Origin of the sequence: Bradyrhizobium sp. CCBAU 51765 (assembly GCF_015291725.1) — a bacterium.
GTDB classification, from domain to species: Bacteria; Pseudomonadota; Alphaproteobacteria; order Rhizobiales; family Xanthobacteraceae; genus Bradyrhizobium; species Bradyrhizobium liaoningense.
The window spans coordinates 2,902,866-2,919,077 of record NZ_CP030038.1; the positions used below are offsets into that span (position 1 = coordinate 2,902,866).

Annotated in this window: 14 protein-coding genes and 2 pseudogenes; 8 read left to right on the forward strand and 8 right to left on the reverse strand. The window is 62.9% G+C overall.

Translation table 11 applies throughout. The features are described 5' to 3' along the window. Nucleotides 1–317 precede the first annotated feature (317 nt). Entirely contained in the window at nt 318–1,601 is a 1,284-nt protein-coding gene (locus XH96_RS13780) for a cystathionine gamma-synthase family protein (protein ID WP_194392966.1), read from the forward strand. A 71-nt stretch (nt 1,602–1,672) separates the two neighbouring features. On the opposite strand, the gene XH96_RS13785 is transcribed toward XH96_RS13780, so the two are convergent. Beyond that, nucleotides 1,673–2,089 carry a CHRD domain-containing protein gene (locus tag XH96_RS13785; protein ID WP_028182282.1) on the reverse strand — a complete coding sequence of 139 codons (417 nt, stop codon included), beginning with the start codon at nt 2,087–2,089 and terminating at the stop codon, nt 1,673–1,675. A gap of 155 nt (nt 2,090–2,244) precedes the next feature. On the opposite strand from XH96_RS13785, the gene XH96_RS13790 reads away from it, so the two are divergent. Continuing rightward, a complete protein-coding gene (locus XH96_RS13790; protein ID WP_194392968.1) occupies nt 2,245–3,171 on the forward strand; it encodes a cytochrome c in 927 nt (308 codons plus the stop codon). Between the two features lies 1 nt (nt 3,172). Here XH96_RS13790 and XH96_RS13795 read toward each other — a convergent pair whose 3' ends face one another. The 3 genes and pseudogenes from XH96_RS13795 to XH96_RS39835 all read right to left on the reverse strand — a co-directional run. Continuing rightward, the gene (locus tag XH96_RS13795; protein WP_194392969.1) at nt 3,173–4,843 is read right to left on the reverse strand and encodes an alpha/beta hydrolase; all 1,671 of its coding nucleotides are present in this window, start codon (nt 4,841–4,843) and stop codon (nt 3,173–3,175) included. 117 nt (nt 4,844–4,960) lie between these two features. Beyond that, nucleotides 4,961–5,830, reverse strand: a complete 870-nt coding sequence (locus tag XH96_RS13800; protein WP_246790077.1) for a neutral zinc metallopeptidase — start codon at nt 5,828–5,830, stop codon at nt 4,961–4,963. Nucleotides 5,831–6,163: 333 nt separating this feature from the next. After that, nucleotides 6,164–6,259: pseudogene (locus tag XH96_RS39835) on the reverse strand (hypothetical protein); the annotation flags it as partial. A 254-nt stretch (nt 6,260–6,513) separates the two neighbouring features. Here XH96_RS39835 and XH96_RS13810 point away from each other — a divergent pair. Continuing rightward, nucleotides 6,514–7,462 (forward strand): IS630 family transposase gene (locus tag XH96_RS13810; protein ID WP_194394098.1). Its coding sequence is split into 2 segments (ribosomal slippage): nt 6,514–6,849 and nt 6,851–7,462, totalling 948 coding nucleotides; the frame shifts between segments, so codons are not numbered across the junction. Nucleotides 7,463–7,468: 6 nt separating this feature from the next. Here XH96_RS13810 and XH96_RS13815 read toward each other — a convergent pair. After that, complete coding sequence (locus tag XH96_RS13815) at nt 7,469–7,714, reverse strand: Lrp/AsnC family transcriptional regulator (RefSeq protein ID WP_018642903.1); 246 nt, start codon at nt 7,712–7,714, stop codon at nt 7,469–7,471. A gap of 128 nt (nt 7,715–7,842) precedes the next feature. On the opposite strand from XH96_RS13815, the gene thiD reads away from it, so the two are divergent. Beyond that, complete coding sequence (gene thiD, locus XH96_RS13820; RefSeq protein ID WP_194392971.1) at nt 7,843–8,643, forward strand: bifunctional hydroxymethylpyrimidine kinase/phosphomethylpyrimidine kinase; 801 nt, start codon at nt 7,843–7,845, stop codon at nt 8,641–8,643. Nucleotides 8,644–8,794: 151 nt separating this feature from the next. Here the strand turns inward: thiD and XH96_RS13825 are convergent, their stop codons facing one another. Continuing rightward, complete coding sequence (locus XH96_RS13825) at nt 8,795–9,808, reverse strand: IS5 family transposase (protein ID WP_194389004.1); 1,014 nt, start codon at nt 9,806–9,808, stop codon at nt 8,795–8,797. 374 nt (nt 9,809–10,182) lie between these two features. Here XH96_RS13825 and XH96_RS13830 point away from each other — a divergent pair, with 374 nt between their 5' ends. From XH96_RS13830 to XH96_RS13840, 3 genes and pseudogenes are all read left to right on the forward strand, one after another. Then, on the forward strand, nt 10,183–10,995 hold the full coding sequence (locus tag XH96_RS13830) for a UDP-2,3-diacylglucosamine diphosphatase (protein ID WP_028182133.1): 813 nt from the start codon (nt 10,183–10,185) through the stop codon (nt 10,993–10,995). 13 nt (nt 10,996–11,008) lie between these two features. After that, nucleotides 11,009–12,054: pseudogene (locus XH96_RS13835) on the forward strand (glycosyltransferase family 4 protein). An 87-nt stretch (nt 12,055–12,141) separates the two neighbouring features. Next, on the forward strand, nt 12,142–13,125 hold the full coding sequence (locus XH96_RS13840) for a threonine/serine dehydratase (RefSeq protein WP_194392972.1): 984 nt from the start codon (nt 12,142–12,144) through the stop codon (nt 13,123–13,125). Nucleotides 13,126–13,489: 364 nt separating this feature from the next. On the opposite strand, the gene XH96_RS13845 is transcribed toward XH96_RS13840, so the two are convergent. Continuing rightward, complete coding sequence (locus XH96_RS13845) at nt 13,490–15,217, reverse strand: caspase family protein (RefSeq protein WP_194392973.1); 1,728 nt, start codon at nt 15,215–15,217, stop codon at nt 13,490–13,492. Between the two features lie 164 nt (nt 15,218–15,381). On the opposite strand from XH96_RS13845, the gene XH96_RS13850 reads away from it, so the two are divergent. Beyond that, a complete protein-coding gene (locus tag XH96_RS13850) occupies nt 15,382–15,825 on the forward strand; it encodes an RbsD/FucU family protein (protein ID WP_194392974.1) in 444 nt (147 codons plus the stop codon). Here XH96_RS13850 and XH96_RS13855 read toward each other — a convergent pair. Further along, complete coding sequence (locus XH96_RS13855) at nt 15,818–16,201, reverse strand: glyoxalase (RefSeq protein WP_194392976.1); 384 nt, start codon at nt 16,199–16,201, stop codon at nt 15,818–15,820. The genes XH96_RS13850 and XH96_RS13855 overlap by 8 nt on opposite strands. Nucleotides 16,202–16,212: the final 11 nt, after the last annotated feature.

The window sequence follows — 16,212 nt, forward strand, 5'->3', positions numbered from 1 at the left end:
CGTGGAAAGACGTGGATGGCCGGGACAAGCCCGGCCATGACGCTGTGGAGACAGTCGGTGCCCATAGCCACATCTCATATGCGATAGCACTGGATCGAAGCCGACGGGTCTGTCCCGGATTGGCTACGCACCATCCGCGCGATTGGCGCTGCCTCTGATCGCGACTGGCCACGGGCCAGCCACGAATTCCGTTCGCATGGCCTGACGGATCGCTGTCAAAGAGGTTATCTATGGTGATGCCGATGCGGCATCGATGTCTCACGGCATCCGGAGGTTCCAACGCCCGGCGCGGAATTGAATCAACAGCGAGACAGGCCATGGCAAAACCGTTTCCGTCCAAGACCCACATCGGCAACCATATGCTGCATCCGGAAACCTTGATGCTGACCTATGGCTATGATCCGCAACTGTCCGAAGGCGCCATCAAGCCGCCGGTGTTCCTGACGTCCACCTTCGTGTTCAAGACGGCCGAGGACGGGCAGGACTTCTTCGACTACGTCGCCGGCCGGCGCGATCCGCCGGAAGGCATGGGTGCGGGCCTCGTCTATTCGCGCTTCAACCATCCCAACAGCGAAATCGTCGAGGACAGGCTCGCGATCTACGAGCGCACGGAGAGTTGTGCGCTGTTCTCATCCGGCATGGCGGCCATCTCAACCACGATCCTGGCCTTCATTCGCCCCGGCGACGTCATCCTGCACTCCCAGCCGCTCTACGGCGGGACGGAAACCCTGCTGACGAACACGCTTTCGCGCCTGTCGATCGGCGCAGTCGGCTTTGCCGACGGCATCGACGAGACGGCGGTCGGGCAGGCCGCGGAGGAGGCCATGGGCAAGGGGCGGGTCTCGGTGATCCTGATCGAGACGCCGGCCAATCCGACCAACGGCCTGGTCGACATCGCGATGATCCGCCGTGTTGCCGACGCGATCGGAAAGGCGCAGGGACACACACCGGTCATCGCCTGCGACAACACGCTGCTCGGACCAGTGTTTCAGCGGCCGATCGAGCATGGTGCGGACCTCTCGCTGTACTCGCTGACCAAATATGTCGGCGGTCATTCCGACCTGATCGCGGGCGCCGCGCTCGGCTCGAAGGCGATCATGAAAGGCATCAAGGCCTTGCGCGGCGCCATCGGGACCCAGCTCGATCCGCATTCCTGCTGGATGATCAACCGCTCGCTGGAGACGCTCAGCCTGCGGATGGAGAAGGCCAACGACAATGCGCGCCTCGTGGCGGACTTCCTGCGCGATCATCCGAAGGTCGCCAAGGTCCATTACCTCGGTCATCACGAGGAGGACTCGCCGGCCGGGCGCGCGTTCGCGAGGCAGTGTCTCGGCGCCGGATCCACCTTCTCCTTCGACATCGAAGGCGGCAAGGAGGCGGCGGTGAAGTTCCTCAACGCGCTGCAGATCCTCAAGCTGGCGGTGAGCCTTGGCGGAACGGAATCGCTTGCGAGCCTGCCCGCAACCATGACCCATTCCGGCGTCCCCGCCGACATCCGCCGCAAGATCGGTGTCCTCGATTCCACGATCCGGCTGTCGATCGGCATCGAGAACCCGTCGGACCTGATTGCCGACCTCGCGCAGGCGCTGAACGCGGCTTGACGGCCCCGGAATCGAAAAGGCCGGACGCCCCCTCCAGCGCCCGGCCTTCGCCGATGAAGCAGCCTCGAGGCTTACTTCGTAACCTGTCCGCGGATCTCGCCGCCCGGGTTCGCCGCCGTGTGGATGTTGATGTAGTACTTGCCGCCGAGCAGATCGGCGGCCTGCGCGTCGGTCAGGGTCGCTTCGCCCTTGACCGGGCTCGAGGCCGCGTTCGGGATCGGGACAGCAACGCCTGCGTTCTTGCCGGCCTCGGCAGGCCCGTGGAAATGCGCCGCAGTGGCGGGCCCGGAAAGCCCGGAATAGGTGACGGTCCAGGACAGTTTCTTGCTGGCGGCATCGTAGTTGAGATCGGCCGTTCCCGTGGCGCTGCTGGTCGTCGCGGGCACCTCGGCCTTGCCGTCGAGCGTTGCTTTCAGCTTTTCGGCGTTCGCGGACCCTGCAAAGGCGACGGCACCGAGCGCGAACACGGCAATGACGGACTTGTTCATGAGATTCTCCCTGTTGAACCCGAACGGGCTGCCAAACTTCCAACAGCCGGCATTTCAGTTTATTCCCGTCTCCGGCCAGGGCGGGCTAAATTCTTCGTGGCTGGAGCCGCGACGGCAACGGTCGTAAGTTCGCCGCAACGAGTGAATGGGTGCGCATGTTGCAACGAACAATTGTCGTGGCGCTGCTCGTCGCGGTCGCCGCTGCCGGCCTTTACTGGTGGCTCAGTGCGCCGGTGGTGGCGGCTGCGAGCGCCATCCCGGCCCGCGCGCCCGACCTCGCCAATGGCGAGGTGATGTTCAACGCCGGCGGCTGCGCGTCCTGCCATGCCGTTCCCAATCAGCCCGATCGTCTCAGGCTTGGTGGCGGCGTCGCGATCAAGTCGCCGTTCGGAACGTTCTACGCGCCGAACATCTCGCCCGATCCGAACGATGGCATCGGCAAATGGACGGACGCCGATTTCGTCAACGCGGTGATGCACGGGGTCTCGCCGTCGGGCCAGCACTATTTTCCGGCCTTTCCCTACACCTCCTACCAGCACGCGAGGCGGGAGGACGTGCTCGATCTCTTTGCCTATCTGAAAACGCTGCCGCCGGTTGCAGGCAAGGTGCGTGATCACGAAGTGAGCTTTCCCTTCGACATCCGGCGCAACATCGGCATCTGGAAGTTCCTGTTCATGGACGGCAAGCCGTTCGTCGGCGACGCCAGCAAGTCGCCGCAGTGGAATCGCGGCGCCTATCTCGTCAACAGCTTCGGCCATTGCGCCGAGTGCCACAGCCCGCGCAATGCGCTCGGCGGCATCATCTCCGGCCAGCGATTTGCCGGCGGGCCGAATCCGGAAGGCGAGGGATGGATTCCGAACATCACCCAGAAGCGCCTTGGCGAGTGGAGCACGAAGGATCTCGCCTATTTCCTCAAGACCGGTGAATTGCCGGATGGCGACAGCGCCGGCGGCGCGATGACGCGCGTGATCAAGAACACCTCGCAATTGCCCGACCAGGATCTCGCGGCGATGGCGGAGTACCTCAAATCGCTGCCGCCGGTGGACGGGCCGACGCCGCCGAAACGCAAGCAGGGCAGCTAGTCTAGGGTATGTAGCGGAAGTACGTGGCTTTTTGGGGAGGCTCAGGGAAGCCGCGAACTTCAATTAGCCGTGGTGGAGGCTTGCCTTCCATAAGTAGTATCGCAAGATCGTTCAGCACATTTCGCGTTGTGGCGAACGTGTTGTGATTTAACCCGAACAGTTCATCTCCAATTAGACTGACATCAATCGTCCAAAGTCCAGGCAAAACAACTGGCCCGGCATCAGGTACGTCTCCTGCGCGCGGGACACCCCCGGCAATACGTTTCGATAGCTGCAAAGCCCTGTCGTTCTTGGATGCGTAAAGTGTGAGCCCCTTGGTGACCTTTGCAGCGCCGGAAATGCCTTGAACGAACATGTCTCGGTCCACATCGGGGGCGACCATAATCAACTGCGCAATAGCTTTGGGTGATCGCGTCGCGGCGCTATTGGATAGTGCGTCGACTGCGATCAAGTTTCCCATACTGTGAGCTATCACATCGATTTCGTCATATCCGGCTTTGTAAAGATCGTCGATTACGCGAAGAAAGGCCGTGCGCGAACCCAACGCGCTTTCCTTGTCATAGAGATAGTCCGCGATATCTCCGCGAGACGGCCATGAGAATAGGATTGTGGTGCCCCTGAACTGAAGGTCCCAAGTTATCTGCGCTGCCCGGAAGACGGCATCGCGGAATTTGGTATTGAAGCCGTGGACAAACACGAGAGCCTTTTTCTTCTTTGTTGATGCTAGCGTTTTTATCCATTTCGCTTCGTCTGTTTTCTCGATGCTGCGAATCGTAAAGTGCTTTGTTGGGTCAGTTGTGTCTCTTCTCAACTTGAATCCGAAGAGCTTAAGATCGGGGGGCAATTCCAGATTTCCGATGTGGTGTCCCTCAGGCACCCGGACGCGAACGATCCCGACGCTCAGATCAGGGTTGCGCTCGCCTGTATAGCCGCTGACAGCAGTCCAACCGTTTAAGCTGTAGACAGGAGGTCCACCGCTTGTGAATGTGGGCTGGGGGTTGCCTTCGACATCGGGGGGAGTATCCGACTCTTTGCGGTTCGTTGCATAGAAAAACTCGACTATGCGTGTGTCGGTTCTGGAGTCTTGCGCTGCGTTTTCCAAGGATTTATCCGTATTTTTAGCCTCACTCGCTGTTTTCTGATCCCCTTTCTGAATCGCGCCGCCTCGGATGTCCGGGTCTACTTTGATTCCGCCGGTTTTAATCGTCGGCCTGATCGGGGCTAACGTCGCAGAAAAAGGCGCGCGCCATGGCTCGTCATCTGCCAGCGTGACGGGCCTGAACCTCTCGATGGAAATCCGTTGAACTGAGTTGGAGTCAGTGAGGAACCTCCAGTAACTCTCGTACTGAGTGTTCTGAATCAGAAAAGTCACGCTATTTGGTTCGCGCTCGCGCTCCGAAGCCGATAGGCAGCCTCGTAGCCGGTCCGAAAAGCGCGCGTATCTCCCAACGAAATTCTTGGCAGCGTCCGGCCGGACAATTGCCGGCATTTGCTCCGGGGCTTTCCTCGAAAACGCTTCGCAGATCTGAAGGACGTCTCGCTCGGCGATGATCGGTTGCGCGTAGCTGCTCCCGAAGCTCGCTGCGAAAGCAATTGACCAGACAGCCAGGTATTTCGACCAATGCTGAGGCACGGCACTCCCCTCACAGTGAAAATACAGGAGATCGGGCACGCGTTCGTCGCAGAGTTTCTCTTGGTCCGGCGGGGGCTTCCGTAGCGCCAGCGGTCCAGCTCGGTAGCATGCAGTCGTCGTCGGATATCGACTGTTGAGAGTTAGGAAGGTCGGGCCTCATTGCCGTGCTCCAGCAAAGGTGTTGCAGCTCTTCACCAATCCAGTTGTGTAACCGACATCGAACCAATGATGGCGCTGAGCAGCGCTGCCATGAGTGAACGAGTCAGGCATGACGTGCCCCAAGGCACTTTTCTGCAACGTATCATTGCCTAGTGCTTCTGTCGTTCGAATTGCCGCAGCTATGTCGCTCGCGGTGATCTTCGCTTTCTCTTTAATTTTGCGCGCCCAAATGCCAGCGAGACAATCGGCCTGCAGCTCGAGAAGTACTTGCAGCCGGTTTCTCTCTGCCTCCGTTTCCATGCTCCCTTGAAGCTCGCGTACCCTTGGAAGAATTCCCAGCAAATTCTGAACGTGGTGTCCGACTTCGTGGGCTATCACATAGGCCCGAGGAAGTTGACAGTCGGCGCCGCTCGAATCGCAGGCACGAAGTTCAGTCTGCATCTCCTGGAAGAACGAAAGGTCGAGGTAGACTTTCTGATCATCAGGACAATAGAACGGTCCCATGATTTTCTCGGCCAATCCGCAGGCTGCGTAGGTGGCGCTTGTGTACAGGACGAGACGGGGTGGCCGATAAGTTAGGCGATCAGATGCGAAGATTGCCTGCCACACATCCTCCGTGCTGCCCAGAACTCGCGAAACGAAGAGATACATTTTGTCGCGCGGTGCACCGGTCTGGTCGCCCGACTTCGCAGGAAGCTCAGCATAAAGCCACTCGGCTTGCCGGTCATCGCTACTCGTTGTTGCCGTGAATCCTTCGCCGAATAGGCGAGCCCGCAAGAAGCTGCCGACCTCGATCTGTTCAGTTTGAGCCACGCCATGACGTTGGAGCGGTGGGACGGCCAATGCCTCGCGATAGCCGACCGTCATTTCCGTCGGAGGATCAAGGCCAACTGAACCCGGACCAATTTTGTCGACTTGGGTACGGAGGATGGCCGCGGGGTCTATCGGTGTTGGGTGAACCGCCCATGCTAGGCCGCCAGTGCAAAGCACCCAGAGAGCAACTGCTATCGAAACAAGCGGTCCTTTGGGCATTGCCCGCCCCCGGCGCTCACGATCTATGCGAAAAGAGCATTCCAGGGTGGTCGGTTCAATGAACTATTTCACATTTTGAGCGCGGCATAAGTGCACGCGATCGGGCCGCCGAATTATTCCTCCGCAGAGCGCCTGGGCTACGATGCAAAGGTCCCAACCACTTGGAGACTATTCGTTTTTTGACTGAACATGGTTGAGATAGGCAACCGGGTTGATGCCGCGGATTGATCGCTCGACCGCATTGTTGTGGAGTTCGACGCGACCGTCATCCTTGAAGCGCGCTGAGCCTTGCCGGCGAGAGAGGGCGTCACGTGCTGGATGATGTCTGCGATGGTAAAATCAGAAGGGCTCACTTTGAGCACAATTGGTCCGCTGCGCTGTCTCGGAAGCGGACTTCCCATTCGGCTCTCTGTGAGTGCACACCCTAGAGCGGTTCACGAATTTATTGAATCGGAAGGGATTCCGGATCTGGGGCGAATATGATTCAAGATGCTGGCTGGGCTGGAGGCCAGCATCCGATGGTGCGACCAATTTCCAACGATTTGCGCAAGCGCGCGGTATCCGCTGTTGCCAAAGGTGAGAGCTGCCGATCTGTGGCGGAACGGTTTGGCGTTGCGGTCTCGTCAGTTGTGAAGTGGTCACAGCGTTATCGAGCGACCGGTTCGGTAGCGCCTGGCAAGATGGGGGGTCACCGCAAGCCTGTGCTTGATCCGCATCGCGCCTTCATCGTCGAACGGATCACTCAGACGCCGCATCTGACGCTGCATGGCCTGAAGGCGGAACTGGCAGCCCGTGGGGTCAAGGTTTCACACAACGCGGTCTGGCTGTTCCTACGCCGGGAAGGGCTGCGGTTCAAAAAAAACATTGTTCGCCCTCGAACAGGCTCGCGCCGACGTCTCTCGTAGGCGCCAGCGGTGGCGATCCTGGCAGGCCGGACTTGATCCGGGTCGGCTCGTCTTCATCGATGAGACCTGGATCAAGACCAACATGGCCCCTTTGCGAGGCTGGGGCCCCAAAGGGGCACGCCTGCGTGGCTTCGCCCCGCACGGGCATTGGCGTACCCTCACATTCCTCGGCGCACTCCGCCATGACCAACTCACAGCACCCTGCGTCTTCGACGGCCCCATCAACGGCGAATGCTTCCGCGCTTATGTGAAGCACCTTCTCCTGCCAACCCTGCGCGAGGGGGACATCGTCATTCTCGACAATCTCGGAAGCCACAAGTCGAAAGCCATCAGGCAGATGATCAAGGCTGCCGGCGCCAGGCTCTGGTACCTGCCGCCATACTCGCCCGACCTCAACCCGATCGAACAGGCCTTCTCCAAGATCAAACATTGGATGCGGCAAGCTCAGAAGCGCACCATCGAGGACACCTGGCGCCATATCGGTCACCTCGTCCAGGACATCCAGCCTCGCGAATGCGCCAACTACTTCGCAAGCGCCGGTTATGCTTCAATCAAAATGTGAAACGCTCTAGCCGGTGCCGAACGCCTTGAAGGTGATGATGGTGAGGGTGTCCTGGATGCCCGGCAGCACCTGCACCTTCTCGTTCACGAAATGGCCAATGTCGGTGTCCTTGTCGACGTAGAACTTCACCAGGAGGTCGTATTGGCCGGCCGTGGAGTAGATCTCGGAGGCGATCTCGGCTTCGGCAAGCGCATTGGCCACCGTGTAGGACTGGCCGAGCTTGCATTTGATCTGGACGAAGAAAGGAACCATCGCGGGCACTCCGAAAGCGTATTCTTCCGGCTAATAGGCCAAAACCGGCTGGATTTAGCAAGCGAACTTGCCGGGTTCGGCGCGGGCTTGCTAAGACGGCTCATGGCTCGAAAACGCGGAAAATCGTCATGACGACCCCGGTCGCACTCACCATCGCCGGCTCCGATTCGAGCGGCGGCGCCGGCATCCAGGCGGACCTGAAGACCTTTGCCGCGCTCGGCGTCTACGGCGCCTCCGTGATCACGGCGCTGACGGCGCAGAACACGCGCGGCGTCACCGGCATCCACGCGGTGCCGGCCGAGTTCGTCGCCGGACAGATCGAGGCGGTGTTCTCCGATCTCGAAATCGGCGCGGTGAAGATCGGCATGGTGGCCCAGGTCGCCAGCATCGATGCCATCGCGGCCGCGCTGTCGCGCTGGGCGCCGGGGCATGTCGTGCTCGATCCCGTCATGGTCGCGACCTCCGGCGACCGCCTGCTGGCCGCGGAAGCCGTCGACGCCCTGCGTACCAGGCTGATACCGCTGGCCGCCGTGATCACGCCCAACCTGCCGGAGGCCGCGGCTCTGCTGGACGAGCCGGTCGCGGCAAGCGAGGCCGAGATCGAAAGCCAGGGGCGCCGCCTGCTGGCGCTCGGTTGCCGCGCCGTCCTGGTCAAGGGCGGGCATGGCGAGGGCGCGGAGAGCATCGACTATCTGGTCGGTGCGGACAGCACGATCGCGCTCGCCGCGCCGCGCATCGCCACCCGCAACACCCATGGCACCGGCTGCTCGCTGTCCTCCGCGATCGCGGCGGGGCTGGCCAAGGGCGAGGATCTGGAAAACGCCGTGCGCAACGCCAAGGCCTGGATCAGCGCCGCGATCGGCGCCGCCGACCGCTTCAGCGTTGGCCACGGCCATGGGCCGATCCATCATTTCCACAAGTTCTACTGACGCGGGGCTCCTTCACCTCTCCCGCTTGCGAGAGCTTTGCTTAATTGGACGCGGGGGAGTGATTGCCGCTGTTGGGCGTTTTTTGCGTAGCGTTGGACGTCGGCGGCATCGAAGGTTTGCGCTTTCGTGGTCGACTGATTGGGTTGGGCGGTCATGCGGCAACTCCCGCAGGAGACAACGCCACCCATCGTTTGAGATTCATTGCCAGGCAGATCAGGCGCAGATGCGTCTGGTTGCGCGCCCAGCCCAGATAGCGGGCGCGCGCCCAGCGGTAGCTGCCCTTGAGGCGCGCGAAGACCTGCTCGACCGGTGCGCGGCGCTTTCCCACGGCACCGTTGAAGCGCTTCTGCCGCGCGGTCAGCGGATGATGCTTGTTGGGCCGGAACATCAGCCGCGGCTTGATGCCTCGCGCGCGCAGGCCGCTACGGCGCTCGTGCTTGTCATAGGCCTGGTCGGCATAGACCGCCTTCTCATCACCACAGACCAACTCGTCGGCGGGCACCGTATCGTTGACCGCAGCATCGGTCAGCTTGCTGCGGCGGATGATTGCCGAGCCCTGGTCGATGCCAACATGGGCCTTGTAGCCGAAGTATCGTTTGCCGCCCTTCTTGGTCCATCGCGCATCCGGATCGCGCTTGCTGTTGACCAGTTTGCTCGGCGCCCGACCGTCCGGGCCGGGGGGCTGCGGCTCCTCTGGTGGCTTCGGCGGCTTCACCGCCGCCGGGATCAGGCTCGCGTCGATTAGTGTACCCCGCCGCACCACCAGCCCATGCGCATCGATCTGGCGCAGGATCTCACCGAACAGCCTCTCGTCCAGGCCGGCCCGCTGCAAACTGTCGCGGAAGCGCCAGATCGTGGCGTGATCGGGTGTCTCATCGCCGAGCACAAAGCCGCAGAAATCGCGGAATGAGGCGCGGTCATCAAGCGCCTCTTCAAGCTCCGGATCGGACAGCCCGTACCATTGCTGCAGCAACAGCGCCTTGAACATCACCAGCCGCGGATAGGCCGGCGCCCCACGCTCCGGTTCCGGCAGACCGCCTAGCACGCCCCCTACCGCTGCCCAATCGACCAAGTCCCCAATCCGTCTCAGCACCGGATTGCCTTTTCCCCGTCGCGACACCAGCGCGTCCGCAAAGCTCGGTTGTCCAACCTGTCGATAGGCCATTCCCGTCCTCCCTCAGCGGTCTAGGGAATCGCAGATTCGCGAATATGCAAAGCTCTCGCAAGCGGGAGAGGTCGGCGCGTCCGGGCGATGCGAAGCATCGTCCCGCGCGACGGGTGAGGGCTTTCTCCTCTTGGGGAATCCCACCGGTGAAACACCCTCTCCCCAGCCCTCCCTCGCACGCGGGGGAGGGAGCGCACCTACTTCCGGAGGGACAAGGCGATCTACCTTTGCGCCCGCTGCGGCGCCATGTCGCCTGATTGTCGCATGCGACTGATATTCGCGGGGAGGGCGAGGCGAAGTTTGATTCGTAGCTGAGGTGCCTCAAGGTTCAATCGGTCATCCCCCTGTCACGGGACATTGTTACAGGCTGGCGCATGGGAAGTTACGCTGTGAGTGACGAGAGCCCGGAGCGGCGCTTTCGCACCTTGTTTATCTCCGACGTCCATCTCGGAGCCCGCGGTTCTCAAGCCGATCTCCTGCTCGACTTCCTGCGCTACCACGATGCCGACACGATCTATCTCGTCGGCGACATCGTCGACGGCTGGGCGCTGAAATCGAGCTGGCATTGGCCGCAATCGCATAACGACCTCGTCCAGAAGCTGCTGCGCAAGGCGCGCAAGGGCGCCAAGATCATCTACATCCCCGGCAATCACGACGAGTTCCTGCGCAACTATTACGGCACGCATTTCGGCGGCATCGACGTCGTCGAGAACACGGTTCACGCCGGCGCCGACGGCAAGCGCTATCTCGTCATCCACGGCGACATCTTCGATCTCGTGGTGCAGAACGCGCGCTGGCTCGCCCATCTCGGCGACAAGGCCTACGATTTCGCGATCCAGATGAATCGCCTGGTCAACTTCTTCCGCCGCCTGTTCGGCGTGCCCTATTGGTCGCTGTCGCAATGGGCCAAGCAGAAGGTCAAGAACGCCGTCAACTATATCGGTGCGTTCGAGCAGGCGCTCGCCGCCGAGGCGCGGCGCCACGAAGCGGACGGCGTGATCTGCGGCCACATCCACTACGCCGTGATCCGCGACGAGGCCGGCATCCGCTACATGAATTGCGGCGACTGGGTCGAGAGCTGCACCGCCCTGGTCGAGCACGACGACGGCCATTTCGAGATCATCACCTGGGCGGATCACCTGCAGAAGCCGGCAGCGGTCCCGCAGGTCGCGGCAAGAGCTGCATGACAAGGGCCGCCTGATGCGCATCCTGGTCGCGACCGACGCCTGGCACCCGCAAGTCAACGGTGTGGTTCGGACGCTGACCAAGCTTGCCGACGCGGCCAAGGATCTCGACGTCGAATTCGCGTTCCTGACGCCGCAATCGTTCCGGACCTTCGCGATGCCGAGCTATCGCGACGTGCGGCTGGCCATGCCGCGCCCGGCCCGAATCGCGAGGCTGATCCAGGAAGCGCGTCCGGACAGCATCCACATCGCGACGGAAGGGCCGATCGGACTGATGGTCCGCCGCTATTGCCGCCAGCGCAAGCTGCCGTTCACGACCAGCTTCCACACCCGCTTCCCCGAATATGTGTCCGCGCCCGCGTGCCGGTGCCGGGCTCGCTGATCTGGCACGCGCTGCGCCGTTTCCATGCGCCGAGCCGTGCCGTGATGGCGGCAACCCCGGCGCTGGCCAGCGAGCTGACCGACCGCGGCTTCGACAATGTCGTGCTGTGGCCGCGCGGGGTCGATACCGGCCTGTTCCATCCCCGTGCCATCGATCTCTGCCTGCCGGCACCGGTGTTCCTGTCGGTGGGCCGGGTCGCGGTGGAGAAGAATCTCGAGGCTTTCCTCGACGTCGATCTGCCCGGCACCAAGGTCATCGTCGGCGACGGCCCGGCGCGGGTCTCGCTGGAGGAGGCCTATCCCGATGCGATCTTCCTCGGCGAGAAGCAGGGCGAGGCGCTGGCGGACATCTACGCGGCTGCCGACGTGTTCGTGTTCCCCAGCAAGACCGACACGTTCGGCCTGGTCCTGCTGGAAGCGCTCGCCAGCGGGCTGCCGGTGGCGGCCTTTCCGGTGAAAGGCCCCCGCGACGTGATCGGCGATGCGCCGGTGGGCGCGCTGGATCACGATCTGGGCCGTGCCTGCTTCGCCGCGCTCGACGTCTGTCGGCAGGACTGCGTCGCTTTCGCCGCCAACTACACCTGGGAAGCCTCGGCGCGGGTCTTTATCGACAGCATCAGGGCGGTTGGCGCGGTGTTGCCCGGCGGGAACGGGACGGAACAGCCGCGCTTCGTCGCCTAAGGCCATCTCGATCGATCGAGAACGTTTTGGGAATCCTCGCGCGGAGGTGTCTTGCCGGAGCCTCGTCGGCCGCGATACCATTCCGCCATGACCGAACAGCTCCTCCCGGTCGGCCCCGCCGACATCGAAGCCGCAGCGCGCGTGATCGCGCCTTACGCCATCCGCACCCCGCTGTTGTCCTTCCCTGTGCTCAACGAGCGTGTCGGCGCGAAGGTCTTCCTGAAGCCGGAGATGCTCCAGCGCACCGGCTCGTTCAAGTTCCGCGGCGCCTTCAACAAGGTGTTCTCGATCCCGCAGGACAAGCGCGCCGGCGGCGTGGTTGCGTTCTCCTCGGGCAACCATGCCCAGGGCGTGGCAGCCGCGGCAAAGATCCTCGACATGCAGGCGACCATCGTGATGCCGGCGGACGCGCCGCTGTCCAAGCGCGAGCGCACCAAATCCTACGGCGCCGAGGTCGTGCTGTACGATCGCGACAAGGACGATCGCGAGGCGATCTCGCGCGGCATCGCCGAGAAGCGCGGTGCGACGCTGGTGAAGCCCTATGACGATCCCTTCGTGATCGCGGGGCAGGGCACCGCCGGCCGCGAGATCGCAGAGGACATGGCGAGCCTCGGTCTTGCCCCTGACATCGTGGTGGCGCCGGCCTCCGGCGGCGGCCTGATCGCGGGCGTCGCGACGGCGGTGAAGGCGCGCTATCCGCTGGCCGAGATCGTGGTGGCCGAGCCGGAGGCATTCGACGATCACGGCATTTCGCTGACCGCCGGCCACCGCGAGCCGCATGCACCGGCGGGGCGCACCATCTGCGATGCGCTGATGGCCTTGATGCCCGGCGAGATGACCTTCGCGATCAACAGCAAGCTGCTCGCGCGCGGCGTCACTGCATCGGACAAGGAGGTCGGCGCGGCCGTCGCGTTCGCCTATCGCGAACTCAAGCTCGTGGTGGAGCCCGGCGGCGCCGTCGGCCTCGCCGCGCTGCTTGCGGGCCGCCTCGATGTTGCCGGCAAGAACGTCGTCATCGTGCTCTCGGGCGGGAACGTCGATGCTGATCTGTTCGCCGAGCTGGTGGCTTAGCCGTCATTCCGGGGCTCGCGAAGCAAGAGCGATGCGCAATTGCGCATCTGAGAATCCATTTCTCCGCCGACTCTGCCGCCGATGGATTCCGGGCCTGCGCCTTGCGGCGCATCCCGGAATGACGAAGCTCAAGAGCTGACATGAAGAAGGGGCAGAGCGGCGACGCTCTGCCCCTTTCGTTTTGCTCATTTCGTGGTTCGAACTCGCGGCTTGCTCGGTGCAACCTCTCCCGCTTGCGGGGGAGGTCGGCGCGAAGCGCCGGGTGGGGGCTCTTTCCTCTTGGGGGGCCCTCGATTTTGGAAGCACCCTCTCCCCAGCCCTCCCCCGCAAGCGGGGGAGGGAGCGCACCTTCTTTTCTGCGCGATCAGCGCATGAAGCCGCCGCGACGGTGGCCGCCGCCGTTCATGTTCGCCGCCTGGTTCATTGACTGCCGGAAGTTGTCGTTGCTGTTGACCATGCGGTTCGGGATCGCATTGAACTGCGGACGATTGTTCAGGACCTGCACCTTCTTCACCGGGGCGCTGTTGGGCTTCACGATGCCGGTGTTGCCGTTGGTGATGCGGATCGGGCGGTTCTTCGTCTGAACATTGATCGGCTTCGCGTCGATCTTCGATCCGCCCTTGCCGACATTCACCGGCATGCTCACGATCTTGCCGGGGATGCGGTTGCCGGCGTCCGGCTTGGTGTTGGTCGCGGGCAGCGTCACGATCTTGCCGATGCCGCCATTGCTCTTGCTCGTGTTGCTCGGCGCAGGCAGGGTGACGATCTGGCCGCCATTGCCGAGCTTGCCGATGCCGTTGCCGTCGACCGGCTTCTGCACGACCGGCAGATTGCCGGTCACCTGCGCGCCATTGCCCTGCTGCATCAGCGGCATGTATTTGGGCTGGCCGAGATTGCCGATCTTGATCGTCGGCGCAATGTTCTGCGGCGCCAGGAACTTGGTCGCCTGCATCAGGGGGATCTGCTTCGGCTGCGCCTGCAGCTTCAGCGCGATCTGCGCATAGGGGCTGTTGCCGTAGCTGTCGTAGAAGCTCTTGTAGGCGAGCGGCGAGTTCGCGAGCACAGCCTTGTGCCAGGCCTGCGAGATCAGGAGGTTCTTGAGCAGCCAGCGGACGTGGTCGCACAGCGGATCGTGCGGATACATCTGGATGAACTCCTGATAGTATTCCGGACGGCCCTCGGACACGACGTAGTCATAGGCCTGGCGCGTCGAACGGCTCGGCAGGCTGGAGGCCATCTGCACGACAGGGGCCTTCACCGGCGGGCGGTTGGCGGCAACCGCGGTGTCGCCGAAGAAGGTGAAGTCACTCGTCAGCGAGGAGCTCTCCCACGGGATCTGCGCGCCGCTCGTGGTCTGGTTGACCTGCAGGCGCACGCGCTTGAACAGCTGCTCGATCGGCACGTTGGGCTCGCGCGCGACGTTCAGGAACGCCTGCGTATAGGGGCTGTGACCGCCCGTGCCGTCGAGCGCCTCGGCGCCCGGCGCCGTCGAGTAGCCGACGATCGATCCGTTCGGCGCATCGACGATCGCAAGGCCGCGGCCGGCATCGTTGACCTCGGGGAACGGGTTGTTGCGGCAGGCATCGAGAATGACGATGCGCATGCGGCTCGGGATCGTCTCCAGCGTCGACATCACGTCGACGAGGCGCACCGAATTGTTGACGAGCTCGGTCGGGCTGGAGACCTTGGCGTCGACGGGAACGAGATAGTTCTCGCCGGCGAGCTGCACACCGTGACCGGCGTAATAGACCATCGCCACCGTGTTGGGACCGCGCGAGGCGACCTTGGCGGAAAAGTCCTGGACGACGCGGAGCATGTCGTCCTGGGTCAGATCGGTCGCGGCGACGACCTCGAAGCCGGCCGAGTTCAGGAACTGCGCCATCGATTGGGCGTCATCGTCGGGGTTCGCAAGCTGCGGCGCGTTCTGGTAGTTCGCATTGCCGATCACCAGCGCCACCCGCTGCTCGGGGCCTTGCAGGGCGGTGGGGGCGGGTGCAACCGGGGCGACTTGCGCGGAAACGGGCCCGCAGGCGAAGCCGAACAGGCTTCCCAGCAGGCTCGCCGTCATCAGGAAAGGCTTTAAGCGGAACATGGCGTGCTCCTTTGGCACTCATCTCGATGCGAGATTGGTTGCGAGCAAGCTTGGCCGCGTTCGAGCCTGTGGTCCGTGATTCCTATCATCAGGGCCGCGTACGTGATCTGAATCACGCTTGGAACCTGCTATGGTGAACGATCGATTGGAGGATAGTCCGCCACATGCTGAAATCGATCGATCCGATCCTGACGCCCGACCTTCTCTGGCTGCTCGCCTCCATGGGCCATGGCGACGACCTCGTTTTCGTCGATGCCAATCACCCCGCCACCCGCATCGCGCAGAGCACCTCATCACAGTGCCTGATCCAATTGCCGGGCATGAGCATGGAGGTCGCCATCCGCGCCATTATGTCGGTCTATCCGCTCGACGATTTCGATCCCGATCCGGTGCGCGTGATGATGCCGGTCGACGATCCCGATCGGGTGCCCGAGGTGCAGCATGCGGTGCTGGCGGAGATCGCGCGCGCCGCCGGTCACCCCGTCACACCCGGCAAGCTCTCACGGGCGGATTTCTATCGTGCGGCAGCGGCAGGCTTTGGCGTCGTGCAGGTGGGTGACAGCAGGGGCTATGGCTGCTTCCTGATCCGGAAGGGCGTGATCAGCTAGCGCGCCTCATCAGCTCCGAGGGCCAGCCTATCCTAACGAGGAGGCCGTCAGGGCCGTTGATGCCGACTTCATACATGCCCCATTCGCGGTGACGCAGCACGCCGCCGGGGCGGATGATCAGATCGTCCACGCGCGCCGCGATGGTCTCGACCTCCGGCGTGCGAATGAAGACGCCAAAGGGATTGTGCTCCGGCACGCGCCACGGGCCGTCCCCGGCTGGCGTGAGATGCACCTCGCATCCCCAGCCCGTCACGATGACATAGCCGGTATCGCCGCCCGTGCGCGCGAAGCCGAGGCGTTCCCAGAACGGAATTGCAGCAGCAAGATCGTTGCTTGGAACGATGGCGAAAGCGCCGACGTGCGGGGTTTCAGACATGCGTTCACTCC